Genomic DNA, 21,062 nt, shown 5'->3' on the forward strand with positions numbered 1-21,062 from the left:
AAAGCCACCGAATTAAATATAGGAAGTCTATATTTTAATCGGAAAATGTTCAAAATTAATGAGCAAAAAGTGTTCAATTTTACTTGACGGTTACACTTCCCTAACAATTCATTTATATAGCCTTGAATCATTCTTAACTGCCTTGTACTGTAACCCATTTTTTCCCTATAAAATTTCGTATCATTTTGAGGGTATTTTAACATCAATTCATTTAGACGCTTCATTTCTTTGATGTCATATTGTGTTTTAAAAAGGAGGAAGTTCCCAGTATAATCACTTACATTAACTTTATCTATTTCATTACTATTGTTCCAGTGATATATTAATATTCTTTTATGAAATTTATCTAAGTTATAATTTTCTATTAATAATCGATAAATTAAATCACTTTTAACTAAATTAGATATACTTATTTTTTGATTATTTCTTTCTTGATATTTTTTCTCTACAATAAAAACAACAATGCCTAGTAAAATATCAACTATTTGTAAAGGAATACTTTTCTCTGAACAAGCTTGTTCTACCCTGTTTACTTTATATCCAAGGTTTCTGTATGCCGAATGAGCATTCATCTGTTCTTTTAATTTATTCTCAAGCTTAATTTTGTCGTATTCACTATTCTCATCAATAATAATATCTACTTGTTTTCCTACATCTAATCTTCTTGTTAATCCGTAAAAAAGTCTTTCTGGAATCTTTACATAAACAGTCTAAATGTCATATTGAACTTGAAGTAAACTTTTATGTATGTTAACATGTTTATTAACATATACTAAAAATGAACTGGCTTTTCCCCCCTAACGTTTTGCAGGGCTGGAGCAGTTCTATAAACACCCTTTCCTTGCTAACGTCTTGCTAGGTTGGGGTGTTTTGTTTTTATAAAAGAGAAAGACAACTCTCGTCATCTTTCTCTTTAAAAAATCTTCCTCACCACTTCTTCATCCAATATCCGCTTTCGTTCCTTCCAGTCTGGCATATGGAGTTGGAGTTGATTAAAAAAGTGTTCATCATGATCTGGGTATATGAAATGTAGTAGTTCGTGGAGAACAACGTAATCGATACAATGTTTTGGTGCGATAATAAGATTTTTATTGAGTATTATTTTTTGTTCGCGTGTGAGACAGCTTCCCCAGCGGACAGTCATCTTTCGTATCTGCAAATCGGGCTTAAGAATCCCCTTGTGACTTAACTTATTATGCATTCTTGTTAGTGCGTCATGATAAATAACCTGACGGCGCTCGTCATACAAGTTTTAAGCATTATCTTATAAGATTTTAAAGACTTGGAAAGAAAAACACATTATTTATAAGTTGGTTTATTTTCCGCTACATAGATATCTTTTTTAAAAAATTCGTCTGGTCTATATTCCTGTATATTTTTAATACGTTCTTTTAAATAATTAGCGAGTGGCTTGTTTGTACAGAATACAAAGCAACCTTTTTGCCCTCTTGTTAACAAAGTTCGGTATGTATTTCTAATAATATCATCTGCAAGTTTTGTTGCTTTTTCTGGTTTTTCTTTCATCATCTTTTTTATACCAAATAATGAACGATCTGTTTTAGCCCGCTTTGTATAGTCTGTTTGAACTCTTCCTTCTTGGTAAATTAAATCATCTCCTATAATGACACCTACATAATCAAACTCAAGTCCTTGACACGTATGAATAACACCCGCTTCATTGACAGAATCTTTATCGATTGCCCATGTTTCTGTATTACCTAAGTTCCAACTAATACCGAAGTTATGTTCAGGAATGACAATATCTGGAACATCTGACTTCATTCTCGTATCTTTATTCCAATCCCAACAATACCCTGCAACAACCCTTGATTTATTATTTACTTTATTTAACTCCTTAATATCATTTAAGAGAATATTAGGATCATCATATACTCTAAAATCATAATCTTTTCCAATATAATTCATATTAGCTGTTTTCCTAATTTGTAATACATCATCTATCCAGGCTAAATAACCATCAGATCCATTACATCTAAATTGAGATATTAATTCAGTTTTATGTAAATCCCCCTTCAATTCATGAGCAAACTTTTCTATTAAGTCAATACTCCCTATATCTTTAATAGTCACTTTTTGGTGTTCATCAATAAAAAATATTGTTGTTTTAGCCGCATTTATTAATTCTTTAACTTGATTTTCACCTAAATTCTGAAACAATCCCGACTTTTCATTAAGTCGATGTGCTTCATCAACAATTAATACATCAAATTCATCTTTTGAAGCATTAAAATAGCTTCCCGAACCCTTAAATAAATTATCAATATGAGATTTTTTGAAATCTCTTTTTAATTTATTTGAATAAATGTGTCTTGGTGCTGCATTTTTTGTAACATATTGTGCTACCATTCCTCTATTAGTCAATTCAACTAATAGATTTATAGCTAAAACTGATTTGCCTGTTCCAGGACCTCCCTCAACAACTAAAACTTGTTTAGTGTTTGTCCGCTGTGCAGCATTAACAATTTGTAAAGCTTTTTCATAAACAACCTTTTGTTCATCAATCATAATAAACTCTTGATTTCCTTTTAACATAGAGTTTAATGAGTCTTGCAGGGACTTAGATGGACGTATTTTTCCTTTTTCAATTTTATATAACGTTTTCTTTCCGTCACCATATTTTATATACTTTTTGATAAAGTTACGTAGTTTAGCTGCATCACCTTTTGCAAATATTGGAGCCTTATTAATGTAATAATTGTATATATCATCTGTTAGCGGATCATCGTCCTTATGAATAATATAATTATGTAAATATGCACAGGGGTATAACTCAATATTTTCCTGTTGTACCGTTTCGTTAAAATCTTTTATTAATGACGCATATGACCAAGCTTGGTAAGAAGGATGTGTTGTTTCAACCATTCCATACCTCATTGGTGTTTTTACAATTGCTTCCTTACCTTCTATCTTTTCAATTTTTTCCCATTGCTTAAGTTCGACAATAATAATAGATCCAATTGATTCTTTTGATTTACCTGTTATTAAAAAATCAACTCGTTTAGAGGAATACGGTATTCTAAATTCAATGGCAACTCCCGAATCTTTAGGTATCTCTGGATCCATAAGAACCCTAAACATGAATTGCATCGAATTATCCCATGACCTTACTTCTGCTTCATTTACTGACCCAATCTTTTCATTAAAATTGTTAATAATATTATTCGTCAATTCATCATTAAAGACGTCTTGTAGAAATTCTTGTTTTGTTGATTCATATATTAGCATAGAATCCCCCCTAATTACTCTATATTTATCTACGTTAAAATGTCCAAGCCCTTTTATTTTTTTGTGGTTCGATCTTAGTCTGTAGTTTACACTTTCTAATTCCATCAATTCATGTTTTCCTTTGAATAGCCCTTTATAAAAATCGGCTTTGTTATCTTTCGTTTGCTACCATTTATGACAAAATCCAACATTTTATTTAACATATAGTCACAACCTTGTATACTACTATAGTCCTATTCGACTACATTATACCAAATATTTTAATTTATTCAGAGTTTTTATATCCAATTATTGGATATAATGTTATATTGTTCAATATTTGTCAACATAATAAGATAAATTTAGAGTAAAGAGAGGCTACACTAAAAACTACTATCACTAAATATAATGTGCTTTTACATTATTAAACTTCTACCAATAGCCTTGATTTACTTGAATAAAAAAAGGATTGTCATTTAAGTCGTTTTCTGACTTTTGATAACAATCCTTAAACTATTAAAAGCAAACTCACTCTACTGGTGTCAAAGTTACTTGTGCTGCTGCCTTTATGACGTCTCCATCTTCTGCAAAAAACACATAATTCCCTCTTCCGACTGTTCCACCACCGAGGATTGTGTTTACTTTCAATCCACCGTATTCATCTCGTACGACAAAATTTGATGATCCGCTTGCTTCATATCTCCCTGTTGGAACATCTTCTCCGACAATCCATTCACCGGCTATTAGATTGATTGGCTTGCCTTTCGCTTCTAAAATATCTCCTTCTAATGATTTTAATTCGCTTTTTTTATCCTTTATTGTAGTTTTTAGCGATTTCACCTCAGATTTGTGTTCTTCTTTTTTACTTTTCAAATCCGTTAATTCTTTCTCTACATCTTCTTTCTGGTCAATTAGCTTTTTTACTTTATCATATTCATTCTGTTTATCATCTAATTTCGAAGTCACTTCTTCAAGCTCTTTTTCTGCTTCCAAAACTTTACTCTGTATGTCATCGTAGGTAACTTTCTCATCATTTAATGTTGTCGTAGCACTACTGCTACCGATTGAATACGTTATGATCAGTACTAATATGATTCCGATTGTCTTCCATAATTTCTTTGATTTTGCAATATGACTTTTCTTCTTTTGTTCCATTTAATACCCTCCCACATAAATTAGCTGTAAAGATATTTGTTGATCTACTAAAAAAGTGCAGTTAACTAATCCTTTACCCCCCCTAGTCCGGTATCGTTTCAATATTCAATATAGCAAATAAGGTAGACATATATTTGTCTATCTTTATATTTTGAGTTTTATAGAGATAAAATCTTCATAAGTTATCAATCATATTTTAATAACATAACAAAACATTTCCATAAAAACAGACGTCCGCAATCATCTTCTCATTGCAAACGTCTTCTTCTTTAAGCTTAAGCCTTCTTCACAAATTCTGATTTTAATTTCATTGCGCCTATTCCATCTATCTTACAATCAATATTATGACCGTCAACAGCATCATGGATGAGGCGAATTCCTTTTACTTTTGTTCCTTGTTTTACGACGGACGAGCTGCCTTTTATCTTAAGGTCTTTGATTACGTTTACGGTGTCACCGTCTTCAAGAACTTGTCCATGTGCATCTTTTATTGTTGATTCGTCATCGTTTTCTTCTACTTCATTTTCCATCCATTCGTGCGCACATTCGGGACAGACGAATAAGTCACGATCTTCATACGTGTATTCTGAGTTACATTGTGGGCAATTCGGTAATGCTGTCATTTCTTCACTCCTAATGCATTTATCGTCTACCACATCTTATCATGTATAATAAATAATGAATAGCTTAATTCAAAGATTAGGATTGACTGTTATATTGTACTAATAATACACCATATTTTGGAGGAGTTACAATAATGATTGTGACTGTGTTCAAAGTATTATTACTCTTTATGATTGCCGTGTCATTCATCTATGTTAGTGGGGAAGATAAAGATAAGGACTTAAGAACACAAATGACAGCCATTTGTATCGCTGCGATCATCGCTTTTCTCATTGCGGAGAAATTTTTATGAAAACATATACAGATAGAACTTACAAGCTCTATCCACATTATATTCAATCATATATTTTTAACGTTTATCTTAGCTAACTTGCCATGGTCTGGCCGATTGACTTCGCTTTGTCACTTTTTGAATCGCTGTTGTTGTTAATTGTTCTTTTGTCCTTATCTGTGGTTCTTTACCCTTTTCAATCGTGTGCTTTAATTTTTTATCCAGTCGATAAACAATCGGCGGTTTAAAAACTCTCTTAGCTATTGCATCACATGTTGGACATGTTGAATATTGTTTATTTCCCTTTGTACTTCGATGCCATTCCGTGAACTCTCCACACACATTACATTTAAATGTATAATAAGCCATCTTGATTCTCTCCTATAAAGGCATAATATCTTTTTTAAAGATTGCTTTTGGTATTGCAAGCGTTGCACAAGTGTTTGGTATATCAACCACACCTGCTAAATGAGCTTGAACAGGTGCTGCACTTAAGAGCATAAAAGCTTGTTCGCCTGTATATCCAACTGTTTTTAAATAATCTATCGCATTAAGGCATGCATTTTTAAAAGCAACGTTCGCATCTAAATATGTTTGTTTTCCATTCTCTTCAACTGACACACCTTGAAAGACAAGATATTCGTTATAATTTGGATTTACTGGACCAGGTTCATAAAGTGGGTTTTTCTTTATATTATATTTTTCCATACCACCTTTAATCACATTAACACGTAATTCGATCCAACCGGACATTTCAATTGCACCGCAAAATGTAATTTCTCCATCACCTTGTGAGAAGTGTAGATCTCCGACAGAAAGTTTGGCACCATCTACAAAAACTGGAAAATAAGCTCTCGAACCTTTTGATAAGTCTTTAATATCACAGTTTCCTCCGTTCTCACGTGGTGGAACTGTACGTGCTCCTTCTCTTGCTACACGATCAAATTCTGCTCCCTTTAAATTGCCTAAAATAGCACCTTCTGGCGTCGGGAGATTCGCTAATGGTGGGATGCGGTTAGGATTTTTGGAAACGAGTTCTCGCTCACGGCGATTCCATTCATCTAACATCTCTTGTGATGGTGCCACCCCCATTAATCCAGGATGTAAGATACCTGCAAATTCCACATCTGGTATATGACGAGAAGATGTATAAATACCATGAAAATCCCATATCGATTTATTCGCTTCTGGAAAATGATCGACTAGAAAGTTACCACCATTTTCTTTTGCAAAAATACCACCAAATCCCCAAGCTTGTTCGCGGAAAATACCGATATCTAAAATATCAACAACGAGCAGATCACCAGGTTCAGCTCCATTTACATGTACAGGACCACTTAACACGTGAACACGTTCAAGTTGAACATGACGAATGTCAGAGGGATCATCATTATTTTTAATTTGACCATCTGTCCAGTCTTTACATTCAAATCGAAACGCTTCTCCTGGATTGACGGAACAAATAGCTGGAATATCAGGGTGCCAACGATTATGCCCAACTTGTGACCATTCTTCCATTGGTTTGTCCAATTCAATTTCAAACAAGGTTTTAATTCCTTTGTTTTGCTTATCTAACGCCAACGTCTTTATCTCCTTCCTTAAGATTCATATTAGTACAATATACGATAAGGACTCTAAATTTATGTCACTTTAACCTAGTTACACAGCTAAAATCCCCTGCCTTACAATAAGAAGACAGGGGATTTAATTAATTATATTTTCTCTTGCGATACATCAGAAGTGCTAAACCTAAGATAGTCATCATAACACCGACGAAAACCCAATGATATATCGATGTTGCCGTGTTTGGTAATTTTTTATGACCTTGTTGATTATCTTCATTCATTTCCTTGTTCTTACTTCCAGCTTTATGCTGACTTGATTTATCTTTTCCTTGACGTTTTTCAGATTGCCCATTGTTATCCTGTTTATCACTAATACTTATACCTGGTTTATTGTTACCGTCTTGTTCATCTTTATTACCACCGTCGTTAGGGTGAGTTGGTTTTTCTTTACCTGGTCTTTCTTTACCCGGTTTTTCTTCATTAGAATCTCCCGGCTCTTCATTTTCGGGTTTTTCCGGTTGTTCTTTATCATCATCTCCAGGTTCTTCACCTGGATCAACAGGAGGAGCTTCTTCTTCCTTGAGTACTGTGACTTTAAAGCTATCTTCAATATCTTGATAACTAAATTCTACTGTTGCCTCTCCTTCTTTATTAGCAATAAGCTTGCCGTCTTTAATTGTTACGAACGGATTCGGTTTATAGTATAGTAAGCTTGCATCAATAGCAAATTTGTTTCCATAGTAATCAGTTGCTGTTGCATTGATTATTATTTCATCACCAACATTTACTGTATCTTGTAGTGGAGAAACGTCTAGTTTATAAATATCAACAGATTCTGGATCAACGACTCGAACAGTAATTGGTTCAGATCGCTTGTCATATGTTTCATCGTCTAAGTAAAGTGATTCACCTATGACTGCATACACTTCCGCTTCACCAATCTGTTTTGCAATAATTTCATTATGTTCGCCAATTTCTATAACATCTGGATTAGAAGAAATGAAACGTAAATCGAGTAATCCATCTTTATTTAATTGCATAAGCGATACGAAATAGTTTGCTCTCAATTCACGGAAGTCACCGTAAACATCTAACTGACGTGAAGCTCCTTTAGCAATATCAAGTGTTTTCTCATTTACTTGAAATGTATCATCATGGATATACATATCCGTTAAATATGGAACAAATTTCCAAGTTGTCTCCTGATCTCTTATTTGTAAAACGGACGTTCCTAATAAGTTACCATTTTCATTCGGTACGTATTTCTTCAATGCACCTTCACCGTTAATCGTATAAAGAACGCCATCTTTTTCCCATTTTTCTGCGACATGTAAATGCCCTGTCATGACATGAATATTTTTTTCTGGGTTGTTTTTCTTATAGTCTCCTAATATGCCTTCCAACATTTCGACATCTGCTTGCTCCATTTCATGACCTGTTCCCCATTTATCACGTGGTGTCACATGGGTAGCGACAATGACGTTTTGTTTTGAATGATTGTCTAAAACTTTTTGTAGATAATCAAATTGTGTTGAATCAGAATGTGAAATAGACTGTCCTAATGACGAATTTAATACGACAACTAATGTATTACCATATTCAAGATGATAAGTAGCTGAGCCAAAGTAGTCATAATAAGGGCTTAAATCGCCTTGGAACGCTTCGTGATTTCCCGCCACAGCTAAATAGTCTTTTCTTGTCACTTTCGAAAATTCTTCTGTTAATGTTTTCTCAAACTCTTCTGTTTTCCCTTGATCAACCATATCACCTAAATGAATCACCAATTCAGAGTCATCTTGATTCAGACGGTTCATAAAATGTTTTCCAAAGCCTGATAAATGTGTATCTGTAACGAATGAAATATTAAAGTTATTCGGATCTTTCGGTTGTTTGACCGCTTTAACTTCAAATGTTACTTCATATGGTTCCATACTGTTACCAGCATTGTCTTGTGCTTGAATAACTGCTACATGTTTACCATCTTTTAGTTCATGTGAAATAGCGTAGCCCCAGCCTGTTTTTTCATCATAGAATGTTTCTAGTTTTTCTTCATCTACGAGAACTTGAACACTTTCTGAATCCACACCTGTTTTATCATCAGATAACTTAAATGTTACTCTTGGTATTGGTGTTTTCTCCACTGCAGTCGCTGTAGGTGTTACTTGAGATATTTCTGGTGCCTTTTCGTCCGGGCTTAAATCAATCGTAAAAATTTCATCCAAATATGGCACCGCTTCATTACCTTGTTTATCCTTAGCTGTTAAAACGACATGATAATCCTCTTCTGCTAGATGAGTAAACTCTGCTGTTACTTTAACTGATTCATCATCTTGCACGCTGATTTGTGGTTTAACTTCTTTATCATTAACCATTAACTGAATCGTTTCTAAATCGACTCCAGATTTATCATCACGAATCACCGCATCGAAAGTAAAATGGTCAGCTAGGACGAGTGATGATTTAGGATTAATTAATGAAATTTCTGGTCCCTTCACATCGAGATCATTGTTATAAATCCACTGAATATCGTCAATATAAACAGTTCCTTTAGCATTTGAATCACCCTGAATTTTTTTATCAAGTTCTACAAGATAAATCTGGTATAAATTAATTGGTGTTACATAATCTTCAGGGATATCTACTTCTAAAAAGCGCCATCCATTCCATGCTTGCTTACCACTTGTTAAGTTGAGAGTTTTATTTTGCCCATTTCCATCTTTCACAACAGCACGAACCCATGGAACAGGGCTACCATCAGAATAAACCCACATACCGAGTTTCTTTGGCAAAACATCTGCTATGACGTGGTCTGGAGCTGGTTGTCCATACGGATACATGTTAGCATACATGGCACCATTACCTGTGACCCAGCCACCATAATGATAATCTAATTTTAAACTATGTTGGCCATTTTTTACGACTTCATCAGACACAGTATAATGATAAGTTCTGACGAAATTTCGACTCCCTTCAAATGGCTCGTCTCCAAGATTAAAATTCTCCATATCTTGAATCATTTTATTAGCAATGCCTACACTAATAGAAATTTCTTCTTTCAAGTCACCTAAACGAACTGTTACTGTTCCTTCTGTTCCTGATGGGACATCTTTGTTCACCCGTAACACGCCATCTTTTATCGTTCCAATAGATGCATTATCTAATTCCCATGTAAAGACATCGGAGGTAATATAAACTTCTTCTTTTTTATAAAAAGCTTTTAAATCAAATGTATGTGTATCACCTTTATTTAAAACAAGTGATGTATCACCAATAACTTTAATTTGGTCAATTTGATCTACGACAGATATGTTAGCATTTCCTGGTACTTTGTTAATTGTTGCGGTCACTTTTGCTTCTGTTGCATGATTAGGTGCCTTATATACACCTTTTTCATCAATTTCTCCAATAGATGTTTCCCATTTCACATCGCGATATTTTAAGTTTATAGCATGTCCGTTTTTATCAGTTGCTTTTACATTAAATGGATAAGAAGCATTTTTATACATTGTAATCTTCTTAGGTTCAACAATGGTTTTTCCAACTGTTGTGGTTTTCTTGCCTTTGTAATTAATAAAAATTCCATTCGTAATAGGACGCTCTTCATTGTCACCTGGATAGTTTTGGACAATAAGTTTGTTTGTTCCTTCTGGCTTAATATTCATTTGAGTTGAACCGCCACCATCTAAGTTGACAGCTACGATTGCCCCTTCAGCTTTCATTGCTTTAGCAAGTGTTTCATTTGTAAATCCAGTTGCCTGTGAATAAGTAGCACTTGGTTTGTCGACTGTGTATAAGATAAGTTCATTGTTTGCTGTTAACCCTATTGCGGTTCGAGCATTTGTTGAGTCCGTTAATCCCGAGCCATACCCCATATTTTTTAATTCTTCTGATGTATAGGCATGTCCATTTTGAACTAACCAATTTTGTGAAGTAATCGCTTCTTCTATATCATTTTTAACTTGTCCATTAGCATAAACATTGAAGATCAATGATGTATCGTCATCCTCAGTTTCTTGCATAACATGTCTTAATGTATCTGCTTTATCTCCGAATGCAGCTAAGAGGAACTGGTTTTGTTTTAACTGTACTTGTGTTCCCTTTTTACTCTGTTCAACATATGTATCGCGTTCCATTTTAGCGGAAATTGTTTGACCTGGTATAATTCCACTAAACGCCTCGGTTGCCGTCATAAGGACATACGCACCGTTGTCATACGGCACGTCAAGCGATGATTTCTGATTGATTTCACTTGTGTATAAAATCGTTCGATTGTTAATATCATTACGGTTAAGAGTATCAAGAATTATCTCTTGATTTTCAAGCTTCAACTGACCTGTCGCATACATTTCAGCAATCATTGGCTGCTTATGACGATCAATGGCAAATGAAGGTCTTAATTTACCACCATTCGAACTAGCATGTGTGACGAGTAGTTTTCCATTTTTGATATGCACACCTAAAGGTGAACCATCAATCATATGAAATAAATCTGCATTAACTCCCGCTACAAAATGATATCCACCACGCTTTTCTTCTCGTGCCGCTTGTTGTGATAGTGTTTCTCTAGCAATCACACGATCTAGTGCTTTAGTTGTTTTCACCTCTACATCTGGATGATTTAAGTTTGCCTTTACGATATTAATATTCTGTCTTAAACCCGAATTACTATAATTAGAGGTATTGATTTCTTTATGAGTAATACCGTCTCCAAGTGTTTGTTCTTTCACCTTTTCGGTAGATGATTGAGCACTAATGGGCAGGACATTTATAACTGTGTTCAACATTAATACAACAATCATAAAGAAAGACATCACTTGTTTATTTTTATATTGCATCTCCATTCTCCCCTCATAATATGAATCTAACCATATTCATTATAATTATGATTTGTTAAACGTATATGAAGTTAAGATAAGTATTATGTAAATGTTTCATATTTTTTTATATTAAATGGGGCTTTCTACTCTGCACAATAAAAATAGATTAGCAGACACAATTGCTCACGAGCGCCGTATCCCATGCTCTGTTAGTCCATTCGATGATGAGCTATTACAAATGGTTAAAATAGATTTGGAGCTGAAAGAGATTGATGAAAATGAAAGTGTGAGAATTGTTTGAGGTGCCATTTGGAAATTATAAATTTTAAATCCCCTGTCTCACATGAGAAGACAGGGGATTTTATTAATTATATTTTCGCTTGCGATACATCAGAAGTGCTAAACCTAAGATAGTCATCATAACACCGACGAAAACCCAATGATATATCGATGTTGCCGTGTTTGGTAATTTTTTATGACCGGAATTTTCATTGGAGTCAGCAGATGGATTATTTGTCTTAGCTGCATTATTTTCTGCCGTTTTATCCGTGTTCTTAGGTGATGTGACTGTTTTATTGCCAGTATCTTTTGTATCACCTTTGTTATCTTCTTTGTCACTCGGTACTTCTGTGTTGTCTTTATCTGACGGTGTTTCGTCTTTGTGATCTGGTGTTTCTTCCTCGTTGTTATTGTCACCCGGTGTTTCACCTTCGTCGGGTGTTTCTACTGGACCACCTGGCTTTTCTTCTTCATCAGGGGTTTCTTCAGGTACTTCTTTTGTCATTGTGAATGAATCAACGAGCTCATCATGAATGGTATAGGCTTCGATTTTCAATTCATTACCATCGACTAAGATAGACGTAAAGACTTGCTCTTCCTTTGCATGGAGGACCTTTACGTAGTCTGTTTCTTGTCCCGGATAAAATTTCGGTCCAGCAGAGCCACCGATTAAATATTGCGTTCCTTCTCCATCAGGTTGTGGTTCCCCATTTTTAATCAAATGTGAACGCATATAGGCATGGTCGTGACCCGTAAGGACTAAATCTACGCCCAACTCTTCTAATAGTGGTGCGAAAGTTTCAGCCGTAGCATCTTGTCCTCTTTTTGGATTACTTTTATAAGGCGAACGGTGAAACGTAACGATTGTCCAAAGTTTATCCGTGTTTTCAACTTCTTGGCGAATCCACTCTTGTTGTTCTCTCATATCTTGAACACCAAATTCGGAATTTAACATAATGAAATGAGCATTTCCGTAATCAAATGAGTAAACGAAATTCTCTTTCCCTTCTGGCCCATTTTGTGGATAAGGGAATAAATGCTTATATGTGTTTGCACCTTTTCCATATACATCATGATTACCGAGAACAGACATAAATGGAATGTTTTCATTTAATCCTTTTGATGCGTTTAAAAATAAATTCCACTGGCTTAGCTTATTTCCTTCTTCAACAATATCCCCCGCATGAACAGTGAATGCCGTATCAGGGTATTTTTCTAAACCGAGCTTATATAACTGAGTCCATAAAGCAAATCCAGCTTCATCATATGCTTGTGTATCAGCAACGAACATAAAGCGGAATGGATCATCTTCTGAAGATGCTGTTGTAAATGTATTAACATTACTCCAGCCCGAATCGGTTCCATCTCCGACACGATACTGATATGTCGTTCCAGGTTGTAATCCGCTCGCCTCGACGTGATGAATATTCATTTCACCTTCTGGATCAGAGAAAAGTACTTTTTTTCCAGTAAATTGTTCGACTGCTTCACTTTGAAAACCATCCCCATCTGTCGCTGGAACGACTTCAACCACACTATCTTGGACGGCAGTATTTGTTTTCCACGTAAAATGTTGTGTCGTTTGTGGATCATTTTTCCATGTGAGTGTTACATGTTCAGGTGTTTCTGTACCAAGCTGTGGTAAAATCGTTAAATCAAGCACTTGGCTAACGAGTTCACCTTTAGTCGCTTGCATCCGAAGCGGAATACGTGACAATGTCAGTAAGTCTGTTTTCACTTCACCATTTTTATCTGTTTTGTCAAAGACTGTGCTCCAATCTATTTCTTCAACATCATCTTTTGGCACATGGTAATAACGTTGTTCACCGTTTGGCATGAAAATACGATAGTAATCAAATCCAGCATACGGCACTTTAGCTACCGGTATATATGTCCCTACTTCAACCGCTTCATAAGGTTCTCCAGCAACGCCACTTCCACCTTTATAAATATGAGTTGGCTTTGTAACTTTAATTAATTTTTTATTGTCTAATACATTGATTGTTGCCCCTTCGACTGGTTCACCGTAACGGTCTGTCACCTTAATCATACTTGGTGTATTTACTGATTTCCCTTCGACATCAATTGTTAAAGGTTGGGCAATTTTTGCCTGGTAAGGTGCGACGAAAAACGGAATTGTTCCCATTTTATTATCTGTATAATGGTGGTATCCATCTTTCATCTCAATAGCTAGTTCACCTGATGCATCTAATCCTAATCGGAAAGTAAGTGTTGCAAATACTTCTGAATCAGTGAGGTTAGCTTTTTCCAATTGACTCCAATTGAACGAAATATCACCTGTTTCTTCATTAACGACTTGCTCAACGTTTGCTTCATTAAAAGCAGACGGAATATTAGCTTTTCCATCGACAAGTTTTAAAAGCTGTGGATCATAATGAAGTTTAAGTTCGGTTTTAGTTAAAGCTTTTGGTTCATTGATTTTAATTTTCACATCAAAAGTCGAACCTGCATATGCTTCTTCTGGACCATCCCAAACAACTTCTGGTCCTCCTGTTGAGACGTAAAATTGCCATGTTTCAAACGTATGGTTTCCTGCTTTATCAAATACTTCAATCCAAGCCCTATGTAGCCCTTCAGCAAGTGGTTTTTCTGGTGTATAAGATACGACTCCTGTCTTCGCATCATAAGCAGGTGTGACAGATTGATCATCTATTTTCATATAAATACGAGTCGGATCAATACCAGACCCTGCTTTTTCATCCATCGCAACAGCACGTATTTCTGGAACATTCGAGTAAGCTATTTCATCTTTACCTGGTTTAAAATCTGATAAAACTGGATTTGTGACATCCTCATCAATCGAGTCCGTATAAACGGCACGAATATTGTCTATGTAAATCGTTCCTTTTGTCTTGGCATTATCTTTTGTAGCCATGTAGCGTACGGCTTGACTTCCCATTGTAAATGGCGCTTCCCAATGCTCAGGGATTTCTGCTTCAACATATTTCCAACCTTTCCAAGTGACACCATTTGGGTTATCAGATGTGTAGTCAATATTAAAGCTCGTCCCATTCGCATCATATAATTGTTGTCTAAGCCATTGTTTATGACCATCACCATAAACCCACATACCCATTTTCTTCGGTTTTCCTGGAATAACAATTTCTTCACCTCGTGACGCATAGACGCCCGATACACCTTGTGTGCGAATAAAATCATAATCCATGCGCAGTGCATGCTTTCCAAATCGAGCTACTTCATCTGTTACTGAAACATCAACAGAATGATAGCGGGCACCACTTGCTGTCCAACTTCCTATTCCATTTTCAAAATCCTCAAGAACGATATAAGGTTTGTCCACTTCTTTAGTTGAACTTATGTTTTCCTTCGTTTGTTTTTCTGTTGTAGGTTTTGTTTCATTTGCCGTAACAGTCTTTTCTTCAGGCTGTTCTTCATTTGTTGTTACTTGTTTTTGTTCGACGGTTGGAACTGTTTCTTCTTGAGCCGTCTTTTGTTCATCTTTCTTACCCGGTTCTGTTTCTATAAGATTAGTAGACGGTTCAGCAGATTCACTCTGTAATGCTTTACTAGATTCTGCTCCTCCTGTTTCTGTTTCTTGCTCAATGGTCATTTCTGTTTCGGTATTTCCAGTGTCTACTCCTTCAGCAAAAGCCATATAAGTCGGGTGTGGTAACACTGTTGTGAATAACAATAACCCTAATAACATGAATATAAATGCTTTTCTCCTCAAAAGTATTCCCCATTTCTTCATTAATTTACTTGATATAAAAACTATAGCACCCGTTTATTAAGTCATTGTTAAGATAATATAAATTTAATTTAATAAAAGTCTATTCGTAACTACGGGATGCATTTTTTCTTGTCAATAGAAACAGTAGATTTAAAAAAACGTATAGAGTAAAACAACGAAGAACAAAACAATTGTAGGAATCACCACGCTAATCATGAAGATTGGTTTGTATGCTTTTTGATGTGTTTCACGACAAACACCTTGTACTGTTGTGACGATGTATCCATTATGTGGTAAGGAGTCCAAGCCACCAGAAGCAAATGCTGAAATACGGTGCATCGCTCCCGGATCTAATCCTTGTGCTAGGTATATGGGCGCTAATATAGGAAGCGCAATTCCTAACCTTCCTGCAGCTGAACCTGTTATACCCGCAATCAAAGTTACAGCAATAGCTAAACCGACATATTCTAATCCAGGCATATTTGTTAATTTATCAACGATAGTAGAAAACGCCGGTACTTGAGAAGCAACCGCGCCAAATCCGACAACTCCACACGTATTCGCTATAGCAACAAGAGCGTTTTCGGTTCCTTTTGTTAAAATGGTCATATGTGTTTTCGTATATGGAAACATTAATATCCATGCCATCAAGGCACCTATGACTAGAGCGACTAGAACGGCTTCTTCGGTAACAATATATTTTGATAAAATATTGACGACTGAAACGACAATGATGAGTGGAATTAGTGAAATGAGTATATGTGGCAATTTTTCATTTGTCGAGTGTTTGAATGTTGTATCCTTATATGGTAATTGAAACGTTTCGCCATTTTTTACTGCTTTCCCTACCATCTTTTGTAGAGCAAAGCCACCTGCAATCATAATAATAAAAGCGCCAAGAAAACCAATCCACCCGCCCGCCATTGGTGTAGTCCCGAAATGTTGTGTTGGAATGATATTTTGTATTTCAGGTGATCCAGGCGATGTCATTGTAAACGAAATCGAGCCAAAAACTAATGCTGCCGGAATGAAACGATGTGGTAAATTAGCATGTCTAAATAAAGAAACCGCGATTGGATAGACACAAAACGCAACAATATAGACACTCACGCCACCATAGGTCATGATTGCACTCGCACCAACTACTGCTAGGACAGCCCCTTTAGAGCCGACTTTTTCTTGAAACCAAAAGGCAATCGATTGAGCCGCTCGAGTGTCCTCCATGACTTTACCGAATATAGCACCAGCTAAAAAAATGAGAAACCATGATTTAAAAAAATTCGTAAATCCCTCCATATAATATTCCGTTAAAGCCTCAATGATATTTAATCCCCCGGTCAAAGCTAAAATAAGTGAACAAAAGACTGCAGAAATAATAATGTTAATACCACGCATCGTAAAGTAAATGAGTAATGCCAAGCTACCAATCAAGCCAATAATACTCAACATTTTAATACATCCCCTTTGCTAGCTTTAAATTCTGATTGGTTGTCTGTCGTGTTGCATAAACAAATCCATGCGGAGTAGAGCTCTACACTCCTCACGAAATAGTGAATTTATCGTTATCCGTACGGAGTACAGCCCAATACTCCACACAGAACTTCATGTATTTCAATATCCATGGAGAGTAGAGTTCTACACTCCGATGAACCCTTTAGAAAATTGAAAACTGTGTGGCGTGTAGTCTTCATAAAACTATGTATCTTTGTCCAATCTTATTCATGAGCTGAGCCTTGAAGATACAAATCTTTCGTTTAGCTTTGAAAGGTTTTAGTGGTTTATGAATGAGGTAATTCTTGTTTTAATGGTTGATTAGCAACGAAGACAGGGGATTTTTTAGTATTTTCTGTGGTGTGCTAGATCAATTTTCTATAAAAATAGTGTGATTTGTTTCTGTCACACAAAAGATATAGCCTTATAAGTTTTTTTATATTTTTACAATGATGTAAGTGGAAATAATAGAAAGAAAATAAGATGAAGTTCCTGTAAGAGAAAGCAAATTGCTAATCCGGTTGAAAAAGCGATTGTTTCGATTACAAAAAGAACCTCATCCATTTTAGGTAAAATATAGGAAAATGAAGACAAGTAAATGATTGTTTCTATCGATTAATGGATATATCAAAAAAATTTTACCTATTCTGTCATAAACAATACACCGAGCGTATTTGGTCCACAATGAGATGAAATTGTACATCCAGCTCGCGTGACGAAAATTTCATCAAAGTCTACTAATTCTTGGATGGTTTCTTTAACAACATCAATGTTTTCTTGGGATGTACCAGAGTGAGTAATAAAAACACGGTCTTTTTTAATATTGTCGTGACTTGTTAGTTGATCTTTCGTATAGCGTTTGAATGCTTTTGTAAGAGAACCGCGATATTTTCTGCCTACGTCCATTTTTCCACTCGTATTATCGACTTCAATACAAGGTTTTATTTTTAGTAGGCTCGCACTAAAGGCTTGGAGTGCAGAACAACGGCCTCCTTCATATAAATAGGTGAGCGTATCAATGACAAAGCTGGCATGTACTTTTGATTTTAATGCATCTACTTCTTCATAAATTTGCGATGCAGGTAAGCCTTTCTTTATTCGTTCTCCAGCCTCGATAACGAGATGTCCCATACCTGTAGAAAGATTTCCCGAATCTATGACATAGACATTCCCCAATTCCTCACTTGCTAGTTTCGCATTTTGATGTGAAGAAGAAATGCCGGAACCTAGGCTAATATGAACGACTTCATGCCCCTCGTCCGTCCATTGACGAAAGTAATCAATGTATTCTTGGGGGTTTGGCGCAGATGTTTTCGGTAATATACGGTCTTTTTCAAAAGTTGCATAAATCTCATCTGGTGTAATATCAACCCCATCTTGATAAATGTTATCGCCTAAGTTTATACGAAGAGGCTGGAGATGAACATCGTAACGTTCTAATAAAGCGGTGCTTAAATCACAAGTACTGTCAGCACTGAGAATAATTTTTGACATATGTATTCAACCTCTCTCATTTCAGTAGCTATAATGACCTATTATAGTTATTTTATCAAGATTGAACATAAACATCCATATATTTGATACTTTGTTCATATGATATTGCATAATTTTACTAGAATAATATATCTTATACATACTTTTCGAATATGAAATTATGTAAGATTTTGTTGTTCATCTTTTGTAAATACGCGTGAGCGTGTAATAAATCGCTTACCTTCCACTCCTTCCAAAGAGAACATGCCCCCACGCCCATCAACGACATCAATAATTAATTGCGTATGCTTCCAATATTCATATTGATCTTTCGCCATGTAAAACGGTGTGTCTCCTATTTTTCCTAATAAAACATCTGAATCTCCAACGCGAAATTCATCACGTGGATAACACATCGGTGAGCTTCCATCACAGCAACCACCAGATTGATGAAACATTAATAGACCATGCTTTTCTTTTAAGAAATCGATTAATTTTAACGCCTTTTCCGTGGCAACAACGCGTTTTACCATTTCATATCATCCTTTTCTTTTTGGTCGCTTACAATTGTAGTCCCACCAGTGATATGCATTAAGAACATTAACAAGAAATACTATAGCTGCAAGCGTTCTCATAAGTATAGAAAATATATCGCGGGTACTTAAGAGACGTTTTAAACGGTATTGTTTTCGCTACATTATTTAAGCAAGTATCCTTCTCATACGATTCGCTATTCCCTACACACTCGACATATTTGAAACATTTTCAACACTGTTGTACCCGCTTAAAAAATACTAAATCTACATTCCATGCGAAATGTTATCCACAAGAGACATGAATCGTCCTTAAAATGATAACAAATGCTAAACTAAAATAACCCCGTCGGTTCTTCACTATAGCTAATCAGCAAATTTTTCGTTTGCTGATAGTGGCTAAGCATCATTAAATGGTTTTCACGTCCGATGCCTGATTTTTTATAGCCACCAAATGCGGCATGAGCTGGATATTGATGATACGTATTCGTCCACACACGGCCTGCTTGAATCCCACGCCCGAAGTGGTAAGCTTTATTAATATTTCGCGTCCACACACCTGCACCAAGTCCATATAATGTGTCGTTCGCGATAGACATCGCCTCGTTATCATCTTTAAATGTCGTAACAGATAGAACAGGTCCAAATATCTCCTCTTGAAAAATACGCATGTTATTATGTCCTTTAAAGATAGTCGGTTTGACATAATAGCCGCCACTCAACTCACCGCTCAATTCATTCCTACTTCCGCCTACTAATACTTCTGCGCCTTCTTCTTTTCCAATTTCCAAATAGGACATGATTTTTTCCAATTGTTCCATCGACGCCTGTGCACCCATCATTGTTTCGGTATCTAATGGATGACCAACTTTAATTTCCTTTACCCTTTCAATGGCACGCGCCATAAAATCATCATAAATTGATTCTTGAATAAGTGCTCGAGATGGACATGTACAAACTTCACCTTGGTTTAACGCAAACATAACGAGTCCTTCAACGGCTTTATCTAAAAATGCATCATCTTGGTCCATCACATCACTAAAGAATATATTTGGTGACTTTCCTCCTAACTCAAGAGTAACAGGAATAATATTTTCAGAAGCATATTGCATAATTAACCGACCTGTCGTTGTTTCACCAGTGAACGCCACTTTTGATATACGGCTACTTGTCGCTAGTGGTTTACCCGCTTCTAATCCGAATCCATTGACAACATTCAGTACACCTGGTGGTAATAAATCACCGATTAACTCGAGAAAGACATGAATCGATGCTGGGGTTTGTTCTGCTGGTTTTAATACGACACAATTTCCTGCTGCGAGTGCTGGTGCAATTTTCCATGTGGCCATTAATAGTGGGAAGTTCCATGGAATAATTTGTCCAACAACACCGAGTGGTTCATGGAAATGATAGGCAACCGTCTCATCATCAATTTGACTAATTGAACCTTCCTGTGCTCTAATCGCCCCGGCAAAATAACGGAAATGATCAATGGCTAGTGGGATATCCGCAGCTAATGTTTCCCTTACCGCTTTACCATTATCCCAAGTTTCCGCCACAGCTAACATATCAATGTTTTCTTCTATTCGATCTGCTATTTTGTTTAATATATTTGCCCTTTCAGCTGGTGATGTTTTTCCCCAGGCATCCTTTGCCTTATACGCCGCATCCACCGCACGTTCCACATCTTCTTTCGTTGACCTGGCAACTTCACAAAACACCTCTCCCGTTACGGGACTCATATTTTCAAAATAATTCCCTTTTACAGGTGGAACATATTCACCCCCTATAAAATTGTCATAACGGTCTTTAAATTGCACAACTGAGCCTTTCGTATTTGGATTGACATATCTCACTCATGAATCCTCCCTTATAATAATGATTTGGTCGTATCATGTTATTGCTTATGTAATCATG

General features: G+C 35.8%; 13 protein-coding genes and 1 pseudogene. 1 reads left to right on the forward strand and 13 read right to left on the reverse strand.

Translation table 11 applies throughout. From position 1 onward, the window contains the following. The 5 genes and pseudogenes from HNQ35_RS10830 to HNQ35_RS10850 all read right to left on the reverse strand — a co-directional run. Positions 1-572: pseudogene (locus tag HNQ35_RS10830) on the reverse strand (hypothetical protein); the annotation flags it as partial. Between the two features lie 341 nt (positions 573-913). After that, the gene (locus tag HNQ35_RS14530) at positions 914-1,201 is read right to left on the reverse strand and encodes a M48 metallopeptidase family protein (protein WP_146938316.1); all 288 of its coding nucleotides are present in this window, start codon (positions 1,199-1,201) and stop codon (positions 914-916) included. A gap of 98 nt (positions 1,202-1,299) precedes the next feature. Further along, positions 1,300-3,246 carry a DUF2075 domain-containing protein gene (locus HNQ35_RS10840; RefSeq protein WP_146938315.1) on the reverse strand — a complete coding sequence of 649 codons (1,947 nt, stop codon included), beginning with the start codon at positions 3,244-3,246 and terminating at the stop codon, positions 1,300-1,302. Between the two features lie 507 nt (positions 3,247-3,753). Next, positions 3,754-4,380 (reverse strand): hypothetical protein, encoded by a 627-nt coding sequence (locus tag HNQ35_RS10845; protein WP_146938314.1) that lies wholly within the window; start codon positions 4,378-4,380, stop codon positions 3,754-3,756. A gap of 275 nt (positions 4,381-4,655) precedes the next feature. After that, on the reverse strand, positions 4,656-5,003 hold the full coding sequence (locus HNQ35_RS10850; RefSeq protein WP_146938313.1) for a zinc ribbon domain-containing protein YjdM: 348 nt from the start codon (positions 5,001-5,003) through the stop codon (positions 4,656-4,658). A gap of 134 nt (positions 5,004-5,137) precedes the next feature. On the opposite strand from HNQ35_RS10850, the gene HNQ35_RS10855 reads away from it, so the two are divergent. Further along, a complete protein-coding gene (locus HNQ35_RS10855) occupies positions 5,138-5,296 on the forward strand; it encodes a hypothetical protein (RefSeq protein ID WP_170226711.1) in 159 nt (52 codons plus the stop codon). Between the two features lie 69 nt (positions 5,297-5,365). Here HNQ35_RS10855 and HNQ35_RS10860 read toward each other — a convergent pair whose 3' ends face one another. From HNQ35_RS10860 to exaC, 8 genes are all read right to left on the reverse strand, one after another. Continuing rightward, complete coding sequence (locus tag HNQ35_RS10860; RefSeq protein WP_146938312.1) at positions 5,366-5,644, reverse strand: zinc ribbon domain-containing protein; 279 nt, start codon at positions 5,642-5,644, stop codon at positions 5,366-5,368. Positions 5,645-5,656: 12 nt separating this feature from the next. Then, entirely contained in the window at positions 5,657-6,856 is a 1,200-nt protein-coding gene (gene fmdA, locus HNQ35_RS10865; protein WP_260173528.1) for a formamidase, read from the reverse strand. Positions 6,857-6,983: 127 nt separating this feature from the next. After that, entirely contained in the window at positions 6,984-11,675 is a 4,692-nt protein-coding gene (locus HNQ35_RS10870; RefSeq protein WP_170226710.1) for a phosphodiester glycosidase family protein, read from the reverse strand. Between the two features lie 346 nt (positions 11,676-12,021). Further along, the gene (locus tag HNQ35_RS10875) at positions 12,022-15,648 is read right to left on the reverse strand and encodes a fibronectin type III domain-containing protein (RefSeq protein ID WP_170226709.1); all 3,627 of its coding nucleotides are present in this window, start codon (positions 15,646-15,648) and stop codon (positions 12,022-12,024) included. Between the two features lie 150 nt (positions 15,649-15,798). Further along, a complete protein-coding gene (locus HNQ35_RS10880) occupies positions 15,799-17,097 on the reverse strand; it encodes a GntP family permease (protein ID WP_146938309.1) in 1,299 nt (432 codons plus the stop codon). A gap of 684 nt (positions 17,098-17,781) precedes the next feature. Next, positions 17,782-18,633: a DegV family protein gene (locus HNQ35_RS10885; RefSeq protein ID WP_146938308.1), complete on the reverse strand. Its 852-nt coding sequence runs from the start codon at positions 18,631-18,633 to the stop codon at positions 17,782-17,784. A 158-nt stretch (positions 18,634-18,791) separates the two neighbouring features. Further along, a complete protein-coding gene (locus HNQ35_RS10890; protein WP_146938307.1) occupies positions 18,792-19,145 on the reverse strand; it encodes a DUF779 domain-containing protein in 354 nt (117 codons plus the stop codon). Positions 19,146-19,480: 335 nt separating this feature from the next. After that, positions 19,481-21,001, reverse strand: coding sequence for an acetaldehyde dehydrogenase ExaC (exaC, locus tag HNQ35_RS10895; protein WP_146938306.1), 1,521 nt, complete (start codon positions 20,999-21,001; stop codon positions 19,481-19,483). Positions 21,002-21,062 lie beyond the last annotated feature (61 nt).

Source organism: Cerasibacillus quisquiliarum (assembly GCF_014202495.1).
GTDB lineage: Bacteria > Bacillota > Bacilli > Bacillales > Amphibacillaceae > Cerasibacillus > Cerasibacillus quisquiliarum.